A 17,516-nucleotide genomic window follows, 5' to 3' on the forward strand; every position below is an offset into this window, starting at 1 on the left:
AACAGGCAGAGTTGCCGGACAGTTGACACGTAGTTGAGCAGTGTGCAGTGGAGAGAGTTCGCCACAGTAGGCTCATCCTGGGTGACGGACCCAGAAGCCACCATCGAGAGGAGCGCCGCCGGCGTGACGGAGAAGACCAGCCCCAAGCTTGAATGGACCGAGCTCGACCAGCGCGCGGTCGACACCGTGCGGGTCCTCGCGATGGACGCGGTCGAGAAGGTCGGAAACGGACATCCCGGTACGGCGATGAGCCTCGCGCCGGCGGCGTACCTGCTGTTCCAGAAGGTGATGCGGCACAACCCGGCGGACGCGCACTGGGCCGGTCGCGACCGGTTCGTGCTGTCCGCGGGCCACTCCAGCCTGACGCTGTACATCCAGCTCTACCTGGCCGGCTTCGGCCTCGAACTGGACGACCTGAAGGCGCTGCGGACCTGGGGCAGCAAGACGCCGGGCCACCCGGAGTACCGGCACACCAAGGGTGTCGAGACCACGACCGGCCCGCTCGGCCAGGGCGTCGGCAACGCGGTCGGCATGGCGATGGCGGCCCGCCGCGAGCGCGGCCTGCTCGACCCGGACGCGCCGAAGGGCGAGAGCCTGTTCGACCACCAGGTCTACGCGATCGCCTCGGACGGCGACCTGGAGGAGGGTGTCTCGGCCGAGGCGTCCTCGCTGGCCGGTCACCAGAAGCTCGGCAACCTCACGGTGATCTACGACGCCAACAAGATCTCGATCGAGGACGACACCGACATCGCGTTCTCCGAGGACGTCGCGGCCCGCTACGCGGCGTACGGCTGGCACGTCCAGGACGTCGACTGGACCAACGGCGGCACCGGCTACGAGGAGGACGTGCAGGCGCTGTACGACGCCCTCGAGGCGGCCAAGGCGGTCACCGACAAGCCGAGCTTCATCCGGCTGCACACGATCATCGGCTGGCCGGCCCCGAACAAGCAGAACACCGGCAAGATCCACGGCTCGGCGCTCGGCGCCGACGAGGTCGCGGCCACCAAGAAGGTCCTCGGCTGGGACCCGGAGCAGACGTTCCAGGTCGCCGACGACGTGATCGCGCACACCCGCGAGGCGCTCGAGCGGGGCAAGGCCGAGGAGGCCGAGTGGACCGCGAAGTTCGACGAGTGGAAGGCCGCGAACGCCGAGCGCGCCGCGCTGCTGGACCGGCTGTCGAAGCGTGAGCTGCCGGCCGGCTGGAAGGACGCGCTGCCGAGCTGGGACGCCGACGCCAAGGGTGTCGCGACCCGCGCCGCGTCCGGCGAGGTGCTGACCAAGCTGGCGCCGGAGCTGCCCGAGCTGTGGGGCGGCTCGGCCGACCTCGCCGGCTCGAACAACACCACCCCGAAGGGCCAGCCGTCGTTCATCCCGGCGGAGTACTCCACCAAGGAATTCCAGGGCGACGAGTACGGCCGCGTCCTGCACTTCGGGATCCGCGAGCACGGCATGGGCTCGGTGCTGAACGGCATCGCCCTGCACGGCCTGACCCGCCCGTACGGCGGGACGTTCCTGGTCTTCTCGGACTACATGCGTCCGTCGGTCCGGCTGGCCGCGCTGATGCAGCTGCCGGTCACCTACGTCTGGACGCACGACTCGATCGGCCTCGGCGAGGACGGTCCGACGCACCAGCCGATCGAGCACCTGTCGGCGCTGCGGGCGATTCCGGGCCTGGACGTCGTACGGCCCGGTGACGCGAACGAGACGGCGGCCGCCTGGGCCACCATCCTCGAGCACACCGACCGGCCGGCCGGGCTGGTGCTGACCCGTCAGAACGTGCCGACCTTCCCGCGCGGTACGGACGGCTACGCGACCACGGAGAACGTCCACAAGGGCGCGTACGTGCTGCTCGACACCGAAGGCACGCCGGACGTGGTGCTGATCGGGACCGGGTCCGAGGTGCAGCTCGCCGTCGAGGCCCGCGCCAAGCTGGCCGAGGAGGGCGTCAACGCCCGCGTGGTGTCGATGGTCTCCCGCGAGTGGTTCGACGAGCAGGACGACGCGTACCGCGAGTCGGTCATCCCGGCCGATGTCCGCGCCCGGGTCTCGGTCGAGGCCGGGATCGCGCAGAGCTGGCACGACATCGTCGGCGACTCCGGCCGCTCGGTCAGCCTGGAGCACTACGGCGCCTCCGCGGCGTACCAGACCCTGTACGACGAGTTCGGGATCACCACCGACGCGGTCGTCCAGGCCGCCAAGGACAGCATCGCCGCCGCCGCACAGATCAGCGGTCCGGGTGTCCCGCCCGGACGCGCCGCCGCCGGGCCGGTCGGACCGGCCGACGCCAGCTGACGACACCCACAACAGAACATTCCGGAAGAAGGCATCGGAGTTATGAACGATCGCTTGAAAGCACTCGCGGACGCGGGTGTCTCCATCTGGCTCGACGACCTGTCCCGTGAGCGGCTGGCCAGCGGCAGCCTGCAGGCACTGATCGAGGACAAGCACGTGGTCGGTGTGACCACGAACCCGACCATCTTCGCCAAGGCCATCTCGGACGCCGACGCGTACGCCGAGAAGGTCGAGCGCCTCGCCGCTCAGGGCATCTCGGTCGACGAGGCGATCCGCGTGATCACCACCGACGACGTCCGGGACGCCGCGGACCTGTTCAAGCCGCTGTACGACGACACCGAGGGCCAGGACGGCCGGGTCTCGATCGAGGTCGAGCCGACCCTCGCGCACGACACCGCGAAGACGGTCGAGCAGGCCAAGCAGCTGTGGGACATCGTCGGCCGCGAGAACGTGTTCGTGAAGATCCCGGCCACCAAGGCGGGACTGCCGGCGATCACGCAGACGCTGGCCGCCGGGATCAGCGTGAACGTGACGCTGATCTTCTCCCTCGAGCGCTACAAGGCGGTCGCGGACGCGTTCCTGACCGGCCTGGAGCAGGCCGTCGAGAACGGCCACGACGTCACCAAGATGGCCAGCGTGGCGTCGTTCTTCGTCAGCCGCGTGGACACCGAGGTGGACAAGCGGCTGGAATCGATCGGTACCGACGAGGCGAAGGCGCTGAAGGGCAAGGCCGCGATCGCCAACGCCCGGCTCGCGTTCGAGGCGTACGAGGCGATCTTCGACACCGACCGCTGGCGCGAGCTGGAGACCGTCGGCGCCAAGCCGCAGCGCCCGCTGTGGGCGTCCACGGGCACCAAGGACCCGTCGTACTCCCCCACGCTGTACGTCGACAACCTGGTCACCAAGGGTGTCGTGAACACGATGCCCGAGGCAACGATCAAGGCGGCCGAGGAGCACAGCGAGTTCTCCGGTGACACGGTCCGCGGCGACTACGCGGGTGACCGCAAGGTGATCGAGGACCTGGAGAAGCTCGGCATCTCGTACGACGAGGTCGTGCAACTGCTCGAGGACGAAGGGGTCGCGAAGTTCGACGCCTCCTGGTCCGAGCTGCAGGAAACCGTTGCCACGGCCCTCAAGGCGGCCGCCAAGTGAGCGCACCGAAGGTCAACACCCAGAACGGCGACTGGTCCGAGGTCGTCGACAAGCTGGTCGCCGAGAAGATCGCCTCCCGGATCGCCGCGAAGGACGCGACGGTCTGGGGCCCCGAGGCCGAGTCCGAGTCGGCGATCCGGCTCGGCTGGGTCGACCTGCACGAGACCTCGCGGCCGCTGCTGGCCGAGATCGAGGCGCTGCAGGCCGACCTGCGGTCCGAGGGCCTGGACCGGATCGTGCTGTCCGGTATGGGCGGCTCGTCGCTGGCCCCCGAGGTCATCACCCGGACGGCCGGTGTCGAGCTGGTCGTGCTGGACTCGACCGACCCGAGCGTGGTCGGCCGCGCGCTGGCCGGTGACCTGTCGAAGACCGTGATCGTCGTGTCCAGCAAGTCCGGCGGCACGGTCGAGACCGACAGCCACCGGCGGACGTTCGCGAAGGCGTTCACCGACGCGGGGATCGACGCCGCATCGCGGATCGTCGTCGTCACCGACCCGGGTTCGCCGTTCGAGAAGCTGTCGGCGGACGAGGGCTACCGCAAGACGTTCCTCGCCGACCCGAACGTCGGCGGCCGATACAGCGCGCTGACCGCGTTCGGCCTGGTGCCGTCCGGTCTGGCCGGCGCCGACATCGCCGAACTGCTCGACCAGGCGGCCGAGGCCGCTCCGGAGCTGCAGGCCGACTCCACCGACAACCCGGCCCTGTGGCTGGGTGCGGTGCTCGCGGCGAGCGCGGGCCGGGACAAGGCGATCATCACGGCCGACGGGCCTGGGAGTGGTGGCATCGTCGGCTTCCCGGACTGGGCCGAGCAGCTGATCGCGGAGAGCACCGGCAAGAACGGCACCGGGGTCCTCCCGGTCGCGGTCGAGGCGACCGCTCCGGAGCTGACGAGCGAGGCAGCCGACCTCACCAACGCGCTGCTGGCCGAGAAGGCGACGAGCGGCGTACCGACGGCTCTGACGTCGGGTTCGCTCGGCGGGCAGCTCCTGCTCTGGGAGGTGGCGACGGCGGTGGCCGGCTATCTGCTCGGCATCAACCCGTTCGACCAGCCGGACGTCGAGAGCGCCAAGAAGGCGGCGCGTGGTCTGCTCGACGCGCAGCCGGAGCCTGAGGCGGCGGCCTTCACCGAAGGTGCTGTCGAGGTCCGTGGTTCCGAGGGTCTGCTCGACGGTGTCGACTCGCTGCAGGGCGCGGTGGACGCGCTGCTCGGCACGCTCGACGAGAAGGGGTACGTCGCAGTGATGGCGTACCTCGACTCCGAGCGGGACGCCGACCTGCTCGCGGTCCGGCCGGGCCTGGCGACCAAGACGGGTCGCCCGGTGACCTTCGGCTGGGGCCCGCGGTTCCTGCACTCGACCGGCCAGTACCACAAGGGCGGTCACCCGGAGGGCGTGTTCCTGCAGATCACCGGGGCGCACCCGCAGGACGTGGAGATCCCGGACCGTCCGTTCACGTTCGGCACGCTGATCTCGGCGCAGGCCGCCGGTGACGCCGGGGTGCTCGCGGAGCGGGGCCGGCCGGTACTGCGGCTGCACCTCACGGACGTGGCGAACGGCGTACAGCAGCTGTTGTCCGTGCTCCGATAAGTTCCGGCTCCGATAAGTTCCGACAAGTAGCTCGACATCTCGAAGGGATGCGGCCAATGACCGCTGAGCTCAACGAAGAGCCGGCCGGACCGGTGAACCCGCTGCGCGATCCGCAGGATCGGCGGCTGCCGAGGATCGCCGGGCCGTGCAGCCTGGTGATCTTCGGCGTCACCGGCGACCTGGCTCGCAAGAAGCTGATGCCGGCGGTCTACGACCTGGCGAACCGGGGGCTGCTGCCCCCCGGTTTCGCCCTGGTCGGGTTCGCCCGTCGCGACTACACCAACCAGGACTTCGCCCAGATCGTCCACGACTCGGTGAAGGAACACGCCCGGACACCGTTCCGGGAGGAGGTGTGGCAGCAACTCTCCGAGGGGTTCCGGTTCGTGCCGGGTGACCTGACCGACGATGTGGCGTTCGAGCGGCTGCGGGAGACCGTGGACGAGCTGGACGTCACCCGCGGAACCGGCGGCAACCACGCGTTCTACCTGTCGATCCCGCCGGGGCTGTTCCCCGAGGTGGTGCGGCAGCTGTCCGAGCACGGGCTGACCGACGAGCATCCCGGCTCGTGGCGGCGGGTGGTGATCGAGAAGCCGTTCGGTCACGACCTGAAGAGCGCCCGTGAGCTGAACCAGGTGGTCGAGTCGGTGTTCCCGGCCGAGTCGGTCTTCCGGATCGACCACTACCTGGGCAAGGAGACGGTCCAGAACATCCTCGCGCTGCGGTTCGCGAACGCGATGTTCGAGCCGATCTGGAACAGCAACTACGTCGACCACGTCCAGATCACGATGGCCGAGGACATCGGCATCGGCGGCCGGGCCGGGTACTACGACGGCATCGGCGCCGCCCGTGACGTGATCCAGAACCACCTCCTGCAACTGCTCGCACTGGTCGCGATGGAGGAGCCGGTCAGCTTCGACGCCTGGTCCTTGCGCCAGGAGAAGAAGAAGGTGCTGAACGCCGTACAGCTGCCGGAGCGGCTGGATCTGCACTCGGCCCGCGGGCAGTACGCCGCCGGTTGGGCCGGTGGCACGAAGGTGAAGGGGTATCTGCAGGAGGACGGCATCCCGGAGGACTCGGCCACCGAGACCTTCGCGGCACTGCGGGTCGACGTCGACACCCGGCGCTGGGCCGGTGTGCCGTTCTACCTGCGCACCGGCAAGCGGCTCGGCCGTCGCGTCACCGAGGTCGCGGTGATGTTCAAGCGCGCGCCGCACCTGCCGTTCACCAAGACCGAGACCGAAGAGCTCGGTCAGAACGCACTGGTGCTGCGGATCCAGCCGGACGAGGGCATCACGGTGCGCTTCGGCGCCAAGGTGCCCGGCACGTCGATGGAGATCCGCGACGTGAACATGGACTTCGCGTACGGCGGTTCGTTCACCGAGTCCTCGCCCGAGGCGTACGAGCGGCTGATCCTCGACGTACTGCTCGGGGACCCGCCGCTGTTCCCGCAGCACACCGAGGTCGAGCTGGGCTGGAAGATCCTCGACCCGGTGCTGGACTACTGGGCCCGGCACGGCAAGCCGGAGCAGTACGCGTCCGGTCACTGGGGCCCGGACTCCGCACACGAGATGCTCGCCCGCGACGGACGTGCCTGGAGGCGGCCATGATCATCGACCTGACCGACACGACGTCGAGCGGCGTCGCATCGGCACTGGTACAGGCCCGCCGGCACGCGGGTTCGCCGGCCATGGGCATGGTCGGCACGATCGTGGTCGTCGTCGACGAGGCGTCCCACCACGACGCGATGAAGGCCGCGAACGAGGCCGGTCGGGAGCACCCGTCCCGCGTTCTCGTCGCAATCCTGCGGCCCGGCCGGGGCGCGTCCGGGCTGGACGCCGAGGTGCGGGTCGGTGAGGGCATCCCCGGCGAGGCGGTGCTGCTGCGGCTGCACGGCGAGCTGGCGAAGGTTCCCGAGTCGGTGATCACGCCCCTGCTGCTGCCGGACTCCCCCGTCATCGTCTGGTGGCCGGGTGGCGGCCCGAAGGTGCCGGCCGACGACCCGCTCGGCCGGTTGGGCCGGCGCCGGGTAACCGACTCGGCGGCGACCCGACGCGCATCGATCGACTACTCGGCACGGGCCGAGGGGTACGCCCCGGGTGACACCGACTTCGCGTGGACGCGGCTCACGCCGTGGCGCGCGCTGATGGCGGCCGCTCTGGATCAGTACCCGACGAAGGTCACCGGGGCCGAGGTCGCGGCGGCGAAGGGCAACCCGAGCGCGGACCTGATGGCCGCGTGGTTGCAGTCGCGGTTGAAGGTGCCGGTGGAGCAGCGCAACTCGCGCGGTCCGGGCGTGACCGCCGTACGGCTGTTCACTCCGTCCGGGCCGATCGCGTTGACGCGGCCCGACGGTGCGGTGGCGACGTTCAGCGTGCCGGGGCAGCCGGATCGGCCGGTGGCGCTGAAGCGGCGTACGACGTCCGAGCTGTTGAGCGAGGAGCTGCGGCGGCTCGACCCGGACGACGTGTACGCGAAGACGCTGGCGTGCATGGTCGAACGGGACAGCATGCCCGCGGCCGAGAAGACCGTCGACGCGACGGCGCGGAAGTCGACCGCGGCGAAGGTGACCGCGGCAGGCAAGAAGGTCGTCGCGAAGAAGGCTGGTGCGACGAAGGCTGCTGCCGCTCCCAGTAAGACAGCCGCGAAGAAGACCGGTGCCAAGAAGGTTGCTGCCAAGAAGGTTGCGGCCAAGAAGGTTGCCGGGAGCAAGCGGGTGGCGAAGCGATGACTGTCGATCCGGAGCTGCTGATCCATTCCGATGCCGACGACCTGGCGTTCTCGGTGGCGTCCCGGTTGATCACGGCCGTCACCGACGCCCAGAGCGAAGGCGGCGTCGCGCAGGTCGTACTCACCGGCGGGCGGGTGGCCGGCGTGGTGTTCCGCGCGGTCGCGGAGTCGCCGGCGCGGGTCGAGGTCGACTGGCGACGGGTCGAGTTCTGGTGGGGTGACGAGCGGTTCCTCCCGGCGGGCGACCCGGACCGCAACGAGACACAGGCGCGCGACGCGCTGCTGTCGGCGCTGGACGTCGACCCTGCGCGGGTGCATCCGATGCCCGCCGACACGGGTCAAGGCGCTGAGGCGGCTGCGGCGGCGTACGGGGCCGAGCTGGACGCGGCGGGTTCGCCGACGTTCGACGTACTGATGCTCGGGGTCGGTCCGGACGGTCATGTGGCCTCGCTGTTCCCGGGATATCCGCAGCTCGCGGTCACGGACACGGCGGCGGTCGCGGTGCACGACTCGCCGAAGCCACCGCCGACTCGCATCTCCCTGACCCTGCCGTTGCTCAACCGGACGCGTGAGGTCTGGTTCGTGGTCGCCGGCGACGACAAGGCCGACGCGGTCGCGGCGGCTCTGGCCGAAGGAGATGTCCCGGCCGCCCGGCCGAAGGGCCAGAACCGCACGCTGTGGCTCCTCGACCAGGCCGCAGCGTCCAAGGTGACCTAGCTCGACCTAGTTCGACGGGGCTCGGCTGACGGTTTGGTGAGTACCGAAGGGTCGGGGTGACAGACTCGGAGCATGAGCTTCCGCGAGCTGCACTCCGACCGCTTCGTGATGCCGAACGCCTGGGACGCCGGGAGCGCGGTGATTCTCGCCGCGGCCGGGTTCCCGGCGATCGCGACCACCAGTGCCGGTATCGCGTTCTCGCTGGCGAAGGGCGACCACACGCTGCCGGACGGCGCGCCGGCGGTGTCGCGGGAGGAGATGTTCGACCGCGTCCGCGAGATCACCGCGGCCAGCGCCGTACCGGTGAACGGCGACCTCGAGGACGGGTACGGCGCCGCGCCGGCGCGGGTCGCGGAGACCATCGCGCTCGCTCGCGAGGCCGGTCTGGCCGGCGGCAACATCGAGGACTACGACGGGCACGAACTGTACGACGGCAAGCTCGCGGTCGACCGCATCGTCGCGGCGCGCGAGGCGGCCGGACCGGACTTCGTGCTCACCGCACGCACCGACGGACAGCTGCTGCGTACGCCGACCACGCTCGCCGACTCCATCGACCGCGCGAACCGCTTCCGCGCGGCCGGAGCGGACTGCCTGTACGTCCCGGGCATCAACGACCTCGACACCATTCGCACGCTCGTCGCGGAGATCGACGGGCCGCTGAACGTGGTCCTCGGCCTCGGCACGTCCAGCCTGACTGTTGCCGGCTTGCAGTCCGTCGGCGTCACCCGGATCAGCCTCGGTGGCAGCATCGCGCGGGCCGCGCTCGGGTTCGTCCGCCGGAGCGCGGAGGAACTGGCAACGAACGGCACCATCACCTTCGCCGCCGACCAGATCCCCCAGGCTGAACTGAACCAGCTGTTTGCGCGATCATCCAAGGGTGAGCACTGAGTCCCGCCTGACCAAGGTGGCGGAGGCCCACGGCGCCGTGGGCTTCGCCACCTGCGCCTGCCTGCTCGTCTTCTACGCCGCCGGCGAGCCCTTCGGGGTCTTCAACGACATCGGCAACGCGGCCCTCGGCGTCCTCAGCCTCGTGCTCGCCCGACACCTGCCCGCACCGATACCGGCGCAGGCAGACATCGGATCGGCGCTGGTCCGGCGTGGCCTTCTGCTTGCAGCAGCGGCTGCTGGGGCTGCGCTGACGGTCGTCGGCACAGTGCTCGTGCTCAGCGGCGTCACCGGCTTCTACCTCGCCGGGTTGTGGTCGAGCGTCGGCTTCGCGCTGATCGGGATCTGGCTGATCGGCGTCCGCGGCGTCCTGCCCGGTGGGGTGATGCTGCTCGGCATCATCGGCTTGCCCGGGATCCTGATGGGTCTCGATGACATGGACAACGTGCCTCCGTGGGCCTTCGTCGCCGGCCTGAGCTGGGCCGGGACCTACCTGTTGTTCCCCACCTGGAGCCTGCGGCTAGCCCGGCAGCACCGTGCCGAAGGCGTCGGCTAGCGCCGGGAACATCGCCCGTACGTCGCCACCGCCGACCCAGATCCCGATCGCCAGCGCTGCTGTTGCCTCTAGCAACTTCGCGCGGTCGAGTCCGCCCGCGAACACCGGCGTACAGCCGAGGTCTCGCACCAACTCCCCCACCTGTTCGAGATCGCCGTCGCCACAGAGCGGGACGCCCAGCCCGGGCGGTGGGTTGCGCCACACCGAGTCCGCCGCGAGGTTGAACGCCTTCACCACGTGCACGCCCGGTGCGGCCTGGCTGATCGCTTCAGCGGTCGCCTGTTGCGCCAGTGTGAAATCGTTGTAGTTCAAGGCGTTCGTGCAGTCGATCAGCGTTCGGCCGGCTGGCACGTGGCTCGCGACCTCCACCGCCGCCTGCGCCGGTACGGCGAGCAGCAGGACGTCGCCGTACGACGCGGCGTCGGCCAGCGAGCCCGCGTCGGCTCCGATCCGTCGCGCCAGCTCGGCCGCCCGGTCCGGCGAGCGACCGCCGATCAGCACCTCGTGCCCTGCCTTGATCCATTGGCCGGCCAGTGCCTCGGCCATCAGTCCGCTGCCCAGTGTTCCTATTCGCATGACGGCGACGGTAAACAGTTCGATGCGCACCTCCTGGTGCGTTTCGGCCGACGCACAATGGACGGGTGGAATTCTTCGCCGACTGCCAGGCACGGGTCGCCGCCGACCTGATCAGTGGCCGCTGGCCGATGATCGTCCTGTACTCGCTCGCCCGCGGCCCGGCGCGTCCCGGTGAGCTCCGCCGGCAGATCGGCGGGATCAGCCAGAAGGTCCTCACGGAGACCCTGCGCCGCCTGGAGCACAACGGCCTCGTCGAGCGCCGGCGGTACGCCGAGGCGCCGCCGCGCGTCGAGTACTCCCTCACCACCGCCGGCCAGGACCTCCTGATCCCGATCCGAGCCCTCGGCGACTGGGCCGCCGTCTACGCCGACCAACTCCCGACCGAAACCAAGCCGTGAACGCCTCCGCGCACGTCCCCACCATGCTCGGTTGTCCGGCCGTGCACTTCGGCTGACAGGCCCTATCCGGAGGACCCTCCGCAACGGGGTCTAGGATCGGGGCCATGACAGCTTCCGAGTCCCCCGACCGTCCGTACGGCGCCTTTCCGGTACGGATCGGTCTGCAGGTCCAGCCCCAGCACGCGCAGTACGCCGACATCCGGCGTACCGTCGCCGCGGCCGAGGAGATCGGCGTCGATGTCGCGTTCAACTGGGACCACTTCTACCCCCTCAGCGGTGAGCCCGAGGGCCTGCACTTCGAGTGCTGGACCATGCTGGCCGCGTGGGCCGAGGCGACCGAGCGGGTCGAGATCGGCGCCCTGGTCACCTGCAACTCCTACCGCAACCCCGACCTGCTCGCCGACATGGCGCGGACGGTCGACCACATCAGCGACGGCCGGCTGATCTTCGGCATCGGCTCCGGCTGGTTCGAGAAGGACTACGACGAGTACGGCTACGAGTTCGGTACGGCGGGCGGCCGGCTGGACGCCCTCGGTGAGGCACTGCCGCGGATCGAGCAGCGCTGGGCCAAGCTGAACCCGAAGCCGACCCGGGACATCCCGGTGCTGATCGGCGGCGGCGGCGAGAAGAAGACGCTCAAGCTGGTCGCGCAGCACGCGAACATCTGGCACGGCTTCGGTGACGCCGAGACGATCGCGCACAAGCACGCCGTACTGGACGAGCACTGCAAGACGATCGGCCGCGACCCGGGCGAGATCGAGCGCTCGGTCGGCGTCGGCGACAAGAAGCCCGAGGACATCGGCAAGCAGTTGCTCGACGTCGGCACCCGCCTCTTCACGGTGCACGCCTCCGGCCCGGACTACGACCTCGGCCTCCTCCGCGAGTGGGTCGCCTGGCGCGACGAGGTCAACGCCAAGTAGGACCGTCAGCCGGGTGGCCGTCCGTGACGACCGCCCGGCTGTCCTAAACTTTCCGGCATGTCTACGTTGCCTGGGAACGGGTCGGTGCGGCCCATCACGCGGTGGGGTGAAGAGGTCATGCACCGGGTCAATCAGCCGGTCACCGACTTCGGTGCCGAGCTGCAGACGCTGGTCGCCGACATGGTCGCGACGATGAACGCGGCCGAGGGCGTCGGCCTGGCGGCGAACCAGGTCGGCGTGGACCTGCAGCTGTTCGTGTTCGACTGCCCGGACAAGTCCGGCAACCACGTCCAGGGCGTGGTGTGCAACCCGGTGCTCGACGTGCCCGAGGGCAAGGACCGGAACCTGGACGAGGGCGACGAGGGCTGCCTGTCGCTGCCCGGCGCGTTCACCAAGTGCGCCCGCCCGGACTTCGCGAAGGTCACCGGTGTCGACCAGAACGGCCAGCCGGTGAGCTACGAGGGCGACGGCCTGCTGGCCCGCTGCCTGCAGCACGAGACCGACCACACTCAGGGCATGGTGTTCGGCGACCGGCTGTCCCGCAAGTACAAGAAGCGTCTGTTCGGCGAGGCCGAGGACTACGCGGCCGACTACCCCGCCGACTGGCCGGTGTCGCCCATGGTCGAGCACGACGACGACCACGAGGACACCCCCGCTACCTGAGCTACCAGCGGGCCTTCTCCAGATCGATCGCATCGACCGTCTGAGCCGGGGTCTGTCTCGTGGTGTCCAGCCACAGACCCCGGCGCGGAATGTCGTCCAGTCCGGCCTGCAACGCCCGTACTCCGTCTTCCAGCGAGTCGCCCCAGTCGCGGTACGAGTTGTTGCCCCCGCGGCCTAGCTCGCGGTGGACGATCGACTCCACCGACGGCACGAGTACGACGAGGTAGGTGTCGACGCCGCGCAACCGCGCGAACCACCGCTCGACGTCCTCGCCGAGCACGATGTCACTGCAGACGAAGTCGAATCCGGCGTCCGCGTAGTGCTGCGCGACCAGCGCGCTGGCGTCGTACCGCAGCTGCAGCTGCCGCAGCGCCTCGGGCGACGGGTCCGGTGTCATGATCTCGGCGCCGGCGACGACACCGCGGTAGAACACGTCGCCGTCCAGGGTCGCGGCGGGCGGACCCATCCGCGCGGCGAGCAGCGGGGCGATCGTCGACTTCCCGGCGGCCTGCATTCCGGTGACCAGCACTACCTTCGGCATGACGTCATCACATCAGTGCCGTCCAGCGCTTTAGCGGGTCGCGTAGAACGCCACGGCTGCTGAGGACGCCACGTTGAGCGAGTCGACGCCACCGGCCATCGGGATCCGGACCGTCAGGTCGGCCTGGTTCAGCACCTGCGGTTTCAGGCCGTGCCCCTCGGTGCCGAAGATCAGCGCGAGCTTCTCGTCCTTGCGATCGGCGAGTGCGTCGAGGGTGATCGAGTCGTCGGTGAGCGCCATCGCGGCCGCGACGTACCCGTTGTCCTGGAGGTGCCGCAGGTCGCCGGGCCAGCTCAGCAGACGGGTCCACGGGACCTGGAAGACGGTGCCCATCGAGACCTTGATCGAGCGCCGGTACAGCGGGTCGGCGCAGGTCGGCGTGACCAGCACGACTCCGACACCTAGCGCAGCAGCTGCTCTGAACCCGGCACCAACGTTGGTGTGATCAACGATCTCGTCGAAGATCGCGATCCGGCGTACGTCGCTGGTGAGCAGATCGGTGAGCGGCACCGAGGCCCGACGCTTGTACGACGCGAGCGCGCCACGGTGCACGTGGAAACCGGTGACCTTCTCGGCCAGCTCCTCCGAGACGACGTACACCGGTTTGTCCGGCCACTGCTTCAGGACGTCCTGCAGTGAATCGAGCCAGCGTGGGGCGAGGAGGAACGACCGCGGCTCGTAGCCGGCGTCCGCCGCGCGGCGGATCACCTTGTCGCCCTCGGCGATGAACAGGCCGTGCTCCTCCTCGAGGAGACGGCGCAGGTTCACCTCCCGCAGCTGCACGTAGTCCGCGAGCCGCTCGTCGGCGGCATCCGCCACCTCGACCAAGGTCACGCCAGGCCCGCCTCAGCACCGGACTCCGCGCTCTTGTCCGCGCCCCGGTCCGCGCCCTTGTCCGCGCCCTTGTCCGCGCCCTTGTCCGCGCCCTGGTCCGCGCCGGCCTCGCCCGCGCCCCGGTGGCCCGCGACCTGCGCCGCAACTTCCACGACGTTGCCGATGACAACGATTGCCGGCGCGCCGACTCCTTCGACCTTCATCGCCTGGGCGATCCCCGCGAGATCCGACGTCACCATCCGCTGACCGGGCAGCGTGCCGTCCGCGATCGCCGCCGCGGGCGTCTCCGCCGGGCGACCGGCCGCGATCAACCGCTCCGCGATCGCCGGCAGGTTCTCCACCGCCATCAGCAGTACCAGCGTGCCGTGCAGCTGGGCCAGCGCGTCCCAGTTGATCAGCGAGTCCGGGTGCGACGGCGGGATGTGTCCCGACACCACCGTGAACTCGTGCGTCACCCCGCGATGCGTCACCGGGATCCCCGACACCGCCGGCACCGAGATCGAACTCGTGATCCCCGGCACCACAGTCCACGGCACCCCGGCCGCGGCGCATGCCAGCGCCTCCTCGAAGCCGCGGCCGAAGACGTACGGGTCGCCGCCCTTCAGCCGTACGACGACCTTGCCCTGCTGCCCGCGGTCCACCAGGATCCGGTTGATCTCCTCCTGCTGCGCGGCCCGCCCGCGCGGCAGCTTGGCCGCGTCGAACAGTTCGACGTCCGGGTGCAGTTCGTCCAGCAACTGCTGCGGCGCCAGCCGGTCCGCCACCACGACATCCGCGTCGGCCAGCAGCCGCCGCCCGCGCACCGTGATCAGGTCCGGATCGCCCGGTCCCCCGCCGACCAGATACACACCCGGACGCCGATCCACCTCGCGCGCCGCGAGCTCGCCGGTCCGCAGTCCTTCCAGGATCGCGTCCCGTACGGCGGCCGACTTGCGGTGATCGCCACCGCCGAGAACGCCGATCGTCACGTTGTCGTGCTGCCCGGATGCCGGCGTCCATGCGGTCGCGCGGGAGCGGTCGTCCGAGCGGACGCAGAAGATCCGCCGTTCCTCGGCCTCCGCCGACACCTGGTCGTTCACCGCGGCGTCGTCGGTGGCAACCACGACGTACCAGGCGCCGTCGACGTCGCCGGCCTGGTATCCGCGCTCGATCCACGTCAGCGACGGGTTGCCGAGCAGACCCTCGATCGTCGGCGTGATCGACGGCGACACCAGGTCGACGAGCGCGCCGGACTCGAGCAGCCGCGGCAGCCGCCGCTGGGCGACCCCGCCGCCACCGACGACCACCACGCGCCGCCCGTCGAGAACGAGGCCGGACAGGTACTGATGCGTCACGAAGTGATCCCCGCGTCCTCGAAGGTGGCCATCTCGGCGAGCGCACGGACTGCGCAGGTCAGGATCGGATAGGCGAGCACCGCGCCGGTGCCTTCACCGAGGCGCAGGTCCAGGTCGACCAGCGGCTGCAGGCCGAGCTGCTTCAGCGCGACCGCGTGTCCCGGCTCGGCCGAGCGGTGGCCGGCGACGCAGTAGTCGACAGCGGCCGGGTGGAACGCCTGCGCGACGAGGGCGGCCGCACCGGCGATCACGCCGTCCAGGATCACCGGGACCCGGTTGGCCGCTGCGCCGAGGATGTACCCGGCGAGAGCAGCGTGCTCCAGACCGCCGTACGCCTGCAGCGCCTTGAGCGGCTCAGTCGCCGGTACGCCGTGCTTCGCGAGCGCGTCCCGTACGACGCCAGTCTTGTGTGCCAGTGCGGCGTCGTCGATGCCTGTGCCGCGGCCGGTGACCACGTCGGCTGTCGCTCCGGTGAAGGTCGCGATCAACGCGGCGGAGGCCGTGGTGTTGGCGATCCCCATGTCACCGGTCAGCAAGCAACGGTAGCCCTCCTGGACCAGCTTGTCCGCGAGGTCGAACCCGACGGCGACAGCGGCCTTCGCCTCGTCCTCGGTCAGCGCGTCGGTCTGCGAGAGGTCCCGAGTTCCCGGGCGAACCTTGGCGTGCACGATGTCGAGCTGCTCGACGGGCGTCGCCACGCCGACGTCGACCACGCGGACGTCCACGCCGTTGTTGGCCGCGAACGCGTTCACCGCGGCTCCCCCGGCGGCGAAGTTGGCCAGCATCGCGGCGGTCACTTCCTGCGGCCACGGGGAGACGTTCTGCGCGTGCACACCGTGGTCCGCGGCGAACACCGCCACCACGGCCGGGCTGGGCACCGCGGGCGGGCACGTCCCGGTCATCCCGGCGACCTGCACGGACAGCTCCTCGAGTACGCCGAGGGAACCGGCCGGCTTGGTCAGTACGGCGTGCCGCTCCTCGGCCGCCCGCATCGCGGCCGGATCCGCGGGCGCGATCCGCTCCAGGTACTCGTCCACCAGGTCCTCCACCGGGTCCTCCATCCGTCGCCGCCGGCGCGGTTGGCGCGCGGTCCGGCGTACCCGATCTTCGCATCCCCGAGCGTGTGCCCCAGGACGGACCAGCGGGATCTGGACAGTAGTGTCGGAATCACCACATGTCGCGAGATCCCGGAGGATCACAGATGTCTCTCGACCGTCCCGTCACCCCGGACCCCTACGACCTGCTGCCGCGGGCCGGTTCGTTCACCGTCACCAGTACCGATGTCACCGACGGCGAGCCGCTGGCAGACGCTCAGGCGTTCGCGGGCGGCAACACCTCGCCGCAGCTCAGCTGGTCCGGGTTCCCTGCGGAGACCAAGGCCTTCGTGGTGACCTGCTTCGACCCCGACGCCCCGGTCCCGTCCGGGTTCTGGCACTGGGTCCTGGTCAATCTCCCGGCCACGGTCACCGAGCTCCCGACCGGCGCCGGTACGACGGAGCGCCTCGACAACGGCGCCTTCCACGTCCGCAACGACTTCGGCACCAAGAACTTCGGCGGCGCCGCCCCGCCTCCCGGTGATCAGGTGCACCGCTACTACTTCGTCGTACACGCGATCGACGTCGACGCCCTCGACGTGGACGCGGACGCCACACCGGCCGTCGTGTCGTTCAACCTCGCCTTCCACACGCTCGCGCGCGCCATCGTCACACCGACGTACGCGATCGCGGAGTAGTCAGGGTTCAGAGCTTCAGCTGCGGAAGTCGTAGTTGTAGACCATGATCGCGCCGACGATCAGGGCGAGGACGGCGAAGATCATGCCGATCGCCGCCGCGGCCTTGCCGCGGCGGTTGCCGGCGAGGCACGCGATCGCGAGGGCCAAGGCGGGTACGGCGAACGGGAACGCGAGGTACTGCCGGATCGGGAAGCGGTCGATGAGGTTCGAGAACGGGAGCAGAGGCGCGACCACCCCGGCGAACCCGAGCACCAGCGCGAGGACTCCCAGCACAGCCGAGCCCGTCGCCCGTGGGGCCGCGACCGGGACTCCACCCGGCCCGGCAGCACGGGCCTGAGCATGCTCCGGCCACAGGTGCTGGGGATAACCGGAGCCCGGCTGCTGCGGATAACCGGAGCCCGGCTGCTGCGGATAACCGGAGCCAGGCGGCTGGGGGTAACCGGACCCAGGTGGTTGCGGATAACCGGAGCCAGGCGGCTGGGGATAGCCCGAGGCAGGTGGTTCCGAGTAGCCGGCGGGTGGTTGGTGCGGGGCGAGCTGGTGATTCCGTTCGGGCGGACGTTCGGTCATCGGAGCTCCACACTCGGAGGTTTCCAGGCACAA

Annotated in this window: 18 protein-coding genes; 12 read left to right on the forward strand and 6 right to left on the reverse strand. The window is 70.1% G+C overall.

All coding sequences use genetic code 11. The features are described from left to right. Nucleotides 1–201 precede the first annotated feature (201 nt). The 8 genes from tkt to AC0662_RS09705 all read left to right on the forward strand — a co-directional run bounded on the left by tkt (nt 202) and on the right by AC0662_RS09705 (nt 9,915). Nucleotides 202–2,292, forward strand: a complete 2,091-nt coding sequence (gene tkt, locus AC0662_RS09670) for a transketolase (RefSeq protein WP_478300209.1) — start codon at nt 202–204, stop codon at nt 2,290–2,292. A 42-nt stretch (nt 2,293–2,334) separates the two neighbouring features. Next, nucleotides 2,335–3,444, forward strand: coding sequence for a transaldolase (gene tal / locus AC0662_RS09675; RefSeq protein WP_478299678.1), 1,110 nt, complete (start codon nt 2,335–2,337; stop codon nt 3,442–3,444). Then, nucleotides 3,441–5,030 carry a glucose-6-phosphate isomerase gene (locus AC0662_RS09680; protein ID WP_478299680.1) on the forward strand — a complete coding sequence of 530 codons (1,590 nt, stop codon included), beginning with the start codon at nt 3,441–3,443 and terminating at the stop codon, nt 5,028–5,030. The genes tal and AC0662_RS09680 overlap by 4 nt, the downstream gene beginning before the upstream one ends. A 56-nt stretch (nt 5,031–5,086) precedes the next feature. After that, complete coding sequence (gene zwf / locus AC0662_RS09685; protein WP_452204470.1) at nt 5,087–6,637, forward strand: glucose-6-phosphate dehydrogenase; 1,551 nt, start codon at nt 5,087–5,089, stop codon at nt 6,635–6,637. Continuing rightward, nucleotides 6,634–7,758, forward strand: coding sequence for a glucose-6-phosphate dehydrogenase assembly protein OpcA (locus tag AC0662_RS09690; RefSeq protein WP_478299682.1), 1,125 nt, complete (start codon nt 6,634–6,636; stop codon nt 7,756–7,758). Before zwf ends, AC0662_RS09690 begins: the two co-directional genes overlap by 4 nt. Then, the gene (gene pgl, locus AC0662_RS09695; RefSeq protein ID WP_478299684.1) at nt 7,755–8,474 is read left to right on the forward strand and encodes a 6-phosphogluconolactonase; all 720 of its coding nucleotides are present in this window, start codon (nt 7,755–7,757) and stop codon (nt 8,472–8,474) included. The genes AC0662_RS09690 and pgl overlap by 4 nt, the downstream gene beginning before the upstream one ends. A gap of 72 nt (nt 8,475–8,546) precedes the next feature. After that, complete coding sequence (locus AC0662_RS09700) at nt 8,547–9,362, forward strand: isocitrate lyase/PEP mutase family protein (RefSeq protein WP_478299686.1); 816 nt, start codon at nt 8,547–8,549, stop codon at nt 9,360–9,362. Then, nucleotides 9,352–9,915, forward strand: coding sequence for a hypothetical protein (locus tag AC0662_RS09705; protein ID WP_478299688.1), 564 nt, complete (start codon nt 9,352–9,354; stop codon nt 9,913–9,915). Before AC0662_RS09700 ends, AC0662_RS09705 begins: the two co-directional genes overlap by 11 nt. Here the strand turns inward: AC0662_RS09705 and AC0662_RS09710 are convergent. Next, nucleotides 9,880–10,491 carry an NADPH-dependent F420 reductase gene (locus AC0662_RS09710; RefSeq protein WP_478299690.1) on the reverse strand — a complete coding sequence of 204 codons (612 nt, stop codon included), beginning with the start codon at nt 10,489–10,491 and terminating at the stop codon, nt 9,880–9,882. The genes AC0662_RS09705 and AC0662_RS09710 overlap by 36 nt on opposite strands. Before the next feature lie 65 nt (nt 10,492–10,556). Here AC0662_RS09710 and AC0662_RS09715 point away from each other — a divergent pair, with 65 nt between their 5' ends. The 3 genes from AC0662_RS09715 to def all read left to right on the forward strand — a co-directional run bounded on the left by AC0662_RS09715 (nt 10,557) and on the right by def (nt 12,472). Beyond that, complete coding sequence (locus tag AC0662_RS09715; RefSeq protein WP_478299692.1) at nt 10,557–10,889, forward strand: winged helix-turn-helix transcriptional regulator; 333 nt, start codon at nt 10,557–10,559, stop codon at nt 10,887–10,889. A gap of 104 nt (nt 10,890–10,993) precedes the next feature. Next, nucleotides 10,994–11,809, forward strand: a complete 816-nt coding sequence (locus AC0662_RS09720; protein WP_452204463.1) for an LLM class F420-dependent oxidoreductase — start codon at nt 10,994–10,996, stop codon at nt 11,807–11,809. 57 nt (nt 11,810–11,866) lie between these two features. Further along, complete coding sequence (def, locus tag AC0662_RS09725) at nt 11,867–12,472, forward strand: peptide deformylase (protein WP_452204462.1); 606 nt, start codon at nt 11,867–11,869, stop codon at nt 12,470–12,472. 1 nt (nt 12,473) lies between these two features. On the opposite strand, the gene AC0662_RS09730 is transcribed toward def, so the two are convergent. Genes AC0662_RS09730 through cobT form a run of 4 tightly spaced genes read right to left on the reverse strand, consistent with a single transcriptional unit; the run spans nt 12,474 to nt 16,230 of the window. Further along, entirely contained in the window at nt 12,474–13,013 is a 540-nt protein-coding gene (locus AC0662_RS09730; RefSeq protein ID WP_478299694.1) for a P-loop nucleotide/nucleoside kinase family protein, read from the reverse strand. Nucleotides 13,014–13,043: 30 nt separating this feature from the next. Beyond that, on the reverse strand, nt 13,044–13,847 hold the full coding sequence (locus tag AC0662_RS09735) for a TrmH family RNA methyltransferase (RefSeq protein ID WP_478299696.1): 804 nt from the start codon (nt 13,845–13,847) through the stop codon (nt 13,044–13,046). Further along, nucleotides 13,844–15,181: a uroporphyrinogen-III C-methyltransferase gene (gene cobA, locus AC0662_RS09740; RefSeq protein WP_478299698.1), complete on the reverse strand. Its 1,338-nt coding sequence runs from the start codon at nt 15,179–15,181 to the stop codon at nt 13,844–13,846. The genes AC0662_RS09735 and cobA overlap by 4 nt, the downstream gene beginning before the upstream one ends. After that, nucleotides 15,178–16,230, reverse strand: coding sequence for a nicotinate-nucleotide--dimethylbenzimidazole phosphoribosyltransferase (gene cobT / locus AC0662_RS09745; protein ID WP_452204458.1), 1,053 nt, complete (start codon nt 16,228–16,230; stop codon nt 15,178–15,180). The genes cobA and cobT overlap by 4 nt, the downstream gene beginning before the upstream one ends. Nucleotides 16,231–16,382: 152 nt before the next feature. Between cobT and AC0662_RS09750 the strand changes: the two genes are divergently transcribed. After that, nucleotides 16,383–16,913, forward strand: a complete 531-nt coding sequence (locus AC0662_RS09750; RefSeq protein ID WP_452204457.1) for a YbhB/YbcL family Raf kinase inhibitor-like protein — start codon at nt 16,383–16,385, stop codon at nt 16,911–16,913. A gap of 15 nt (nt 16,914–16,928) precedes the next feature. Here the strand turns inward: AC0662_RS09750 and AC0662_RS09755 are convergent, their stop codons facing one another. Continuing rightward, on the reverse strand, nt 16,929–17,483 hold the full coding sequence (locus AC0662_RS09755) for a hypothetical protein (protein ID WP_478299700.1): 555 nt from the start codon (nt 17,481–17,483) through the stop codon (nt 16,929–16,931). Nucleotides 17,484–17,516 lie beyond the last annotated feature (33 nt).

The organism is Kribbella sp. NPDC043289 (genome assembly GCF_056436705.1).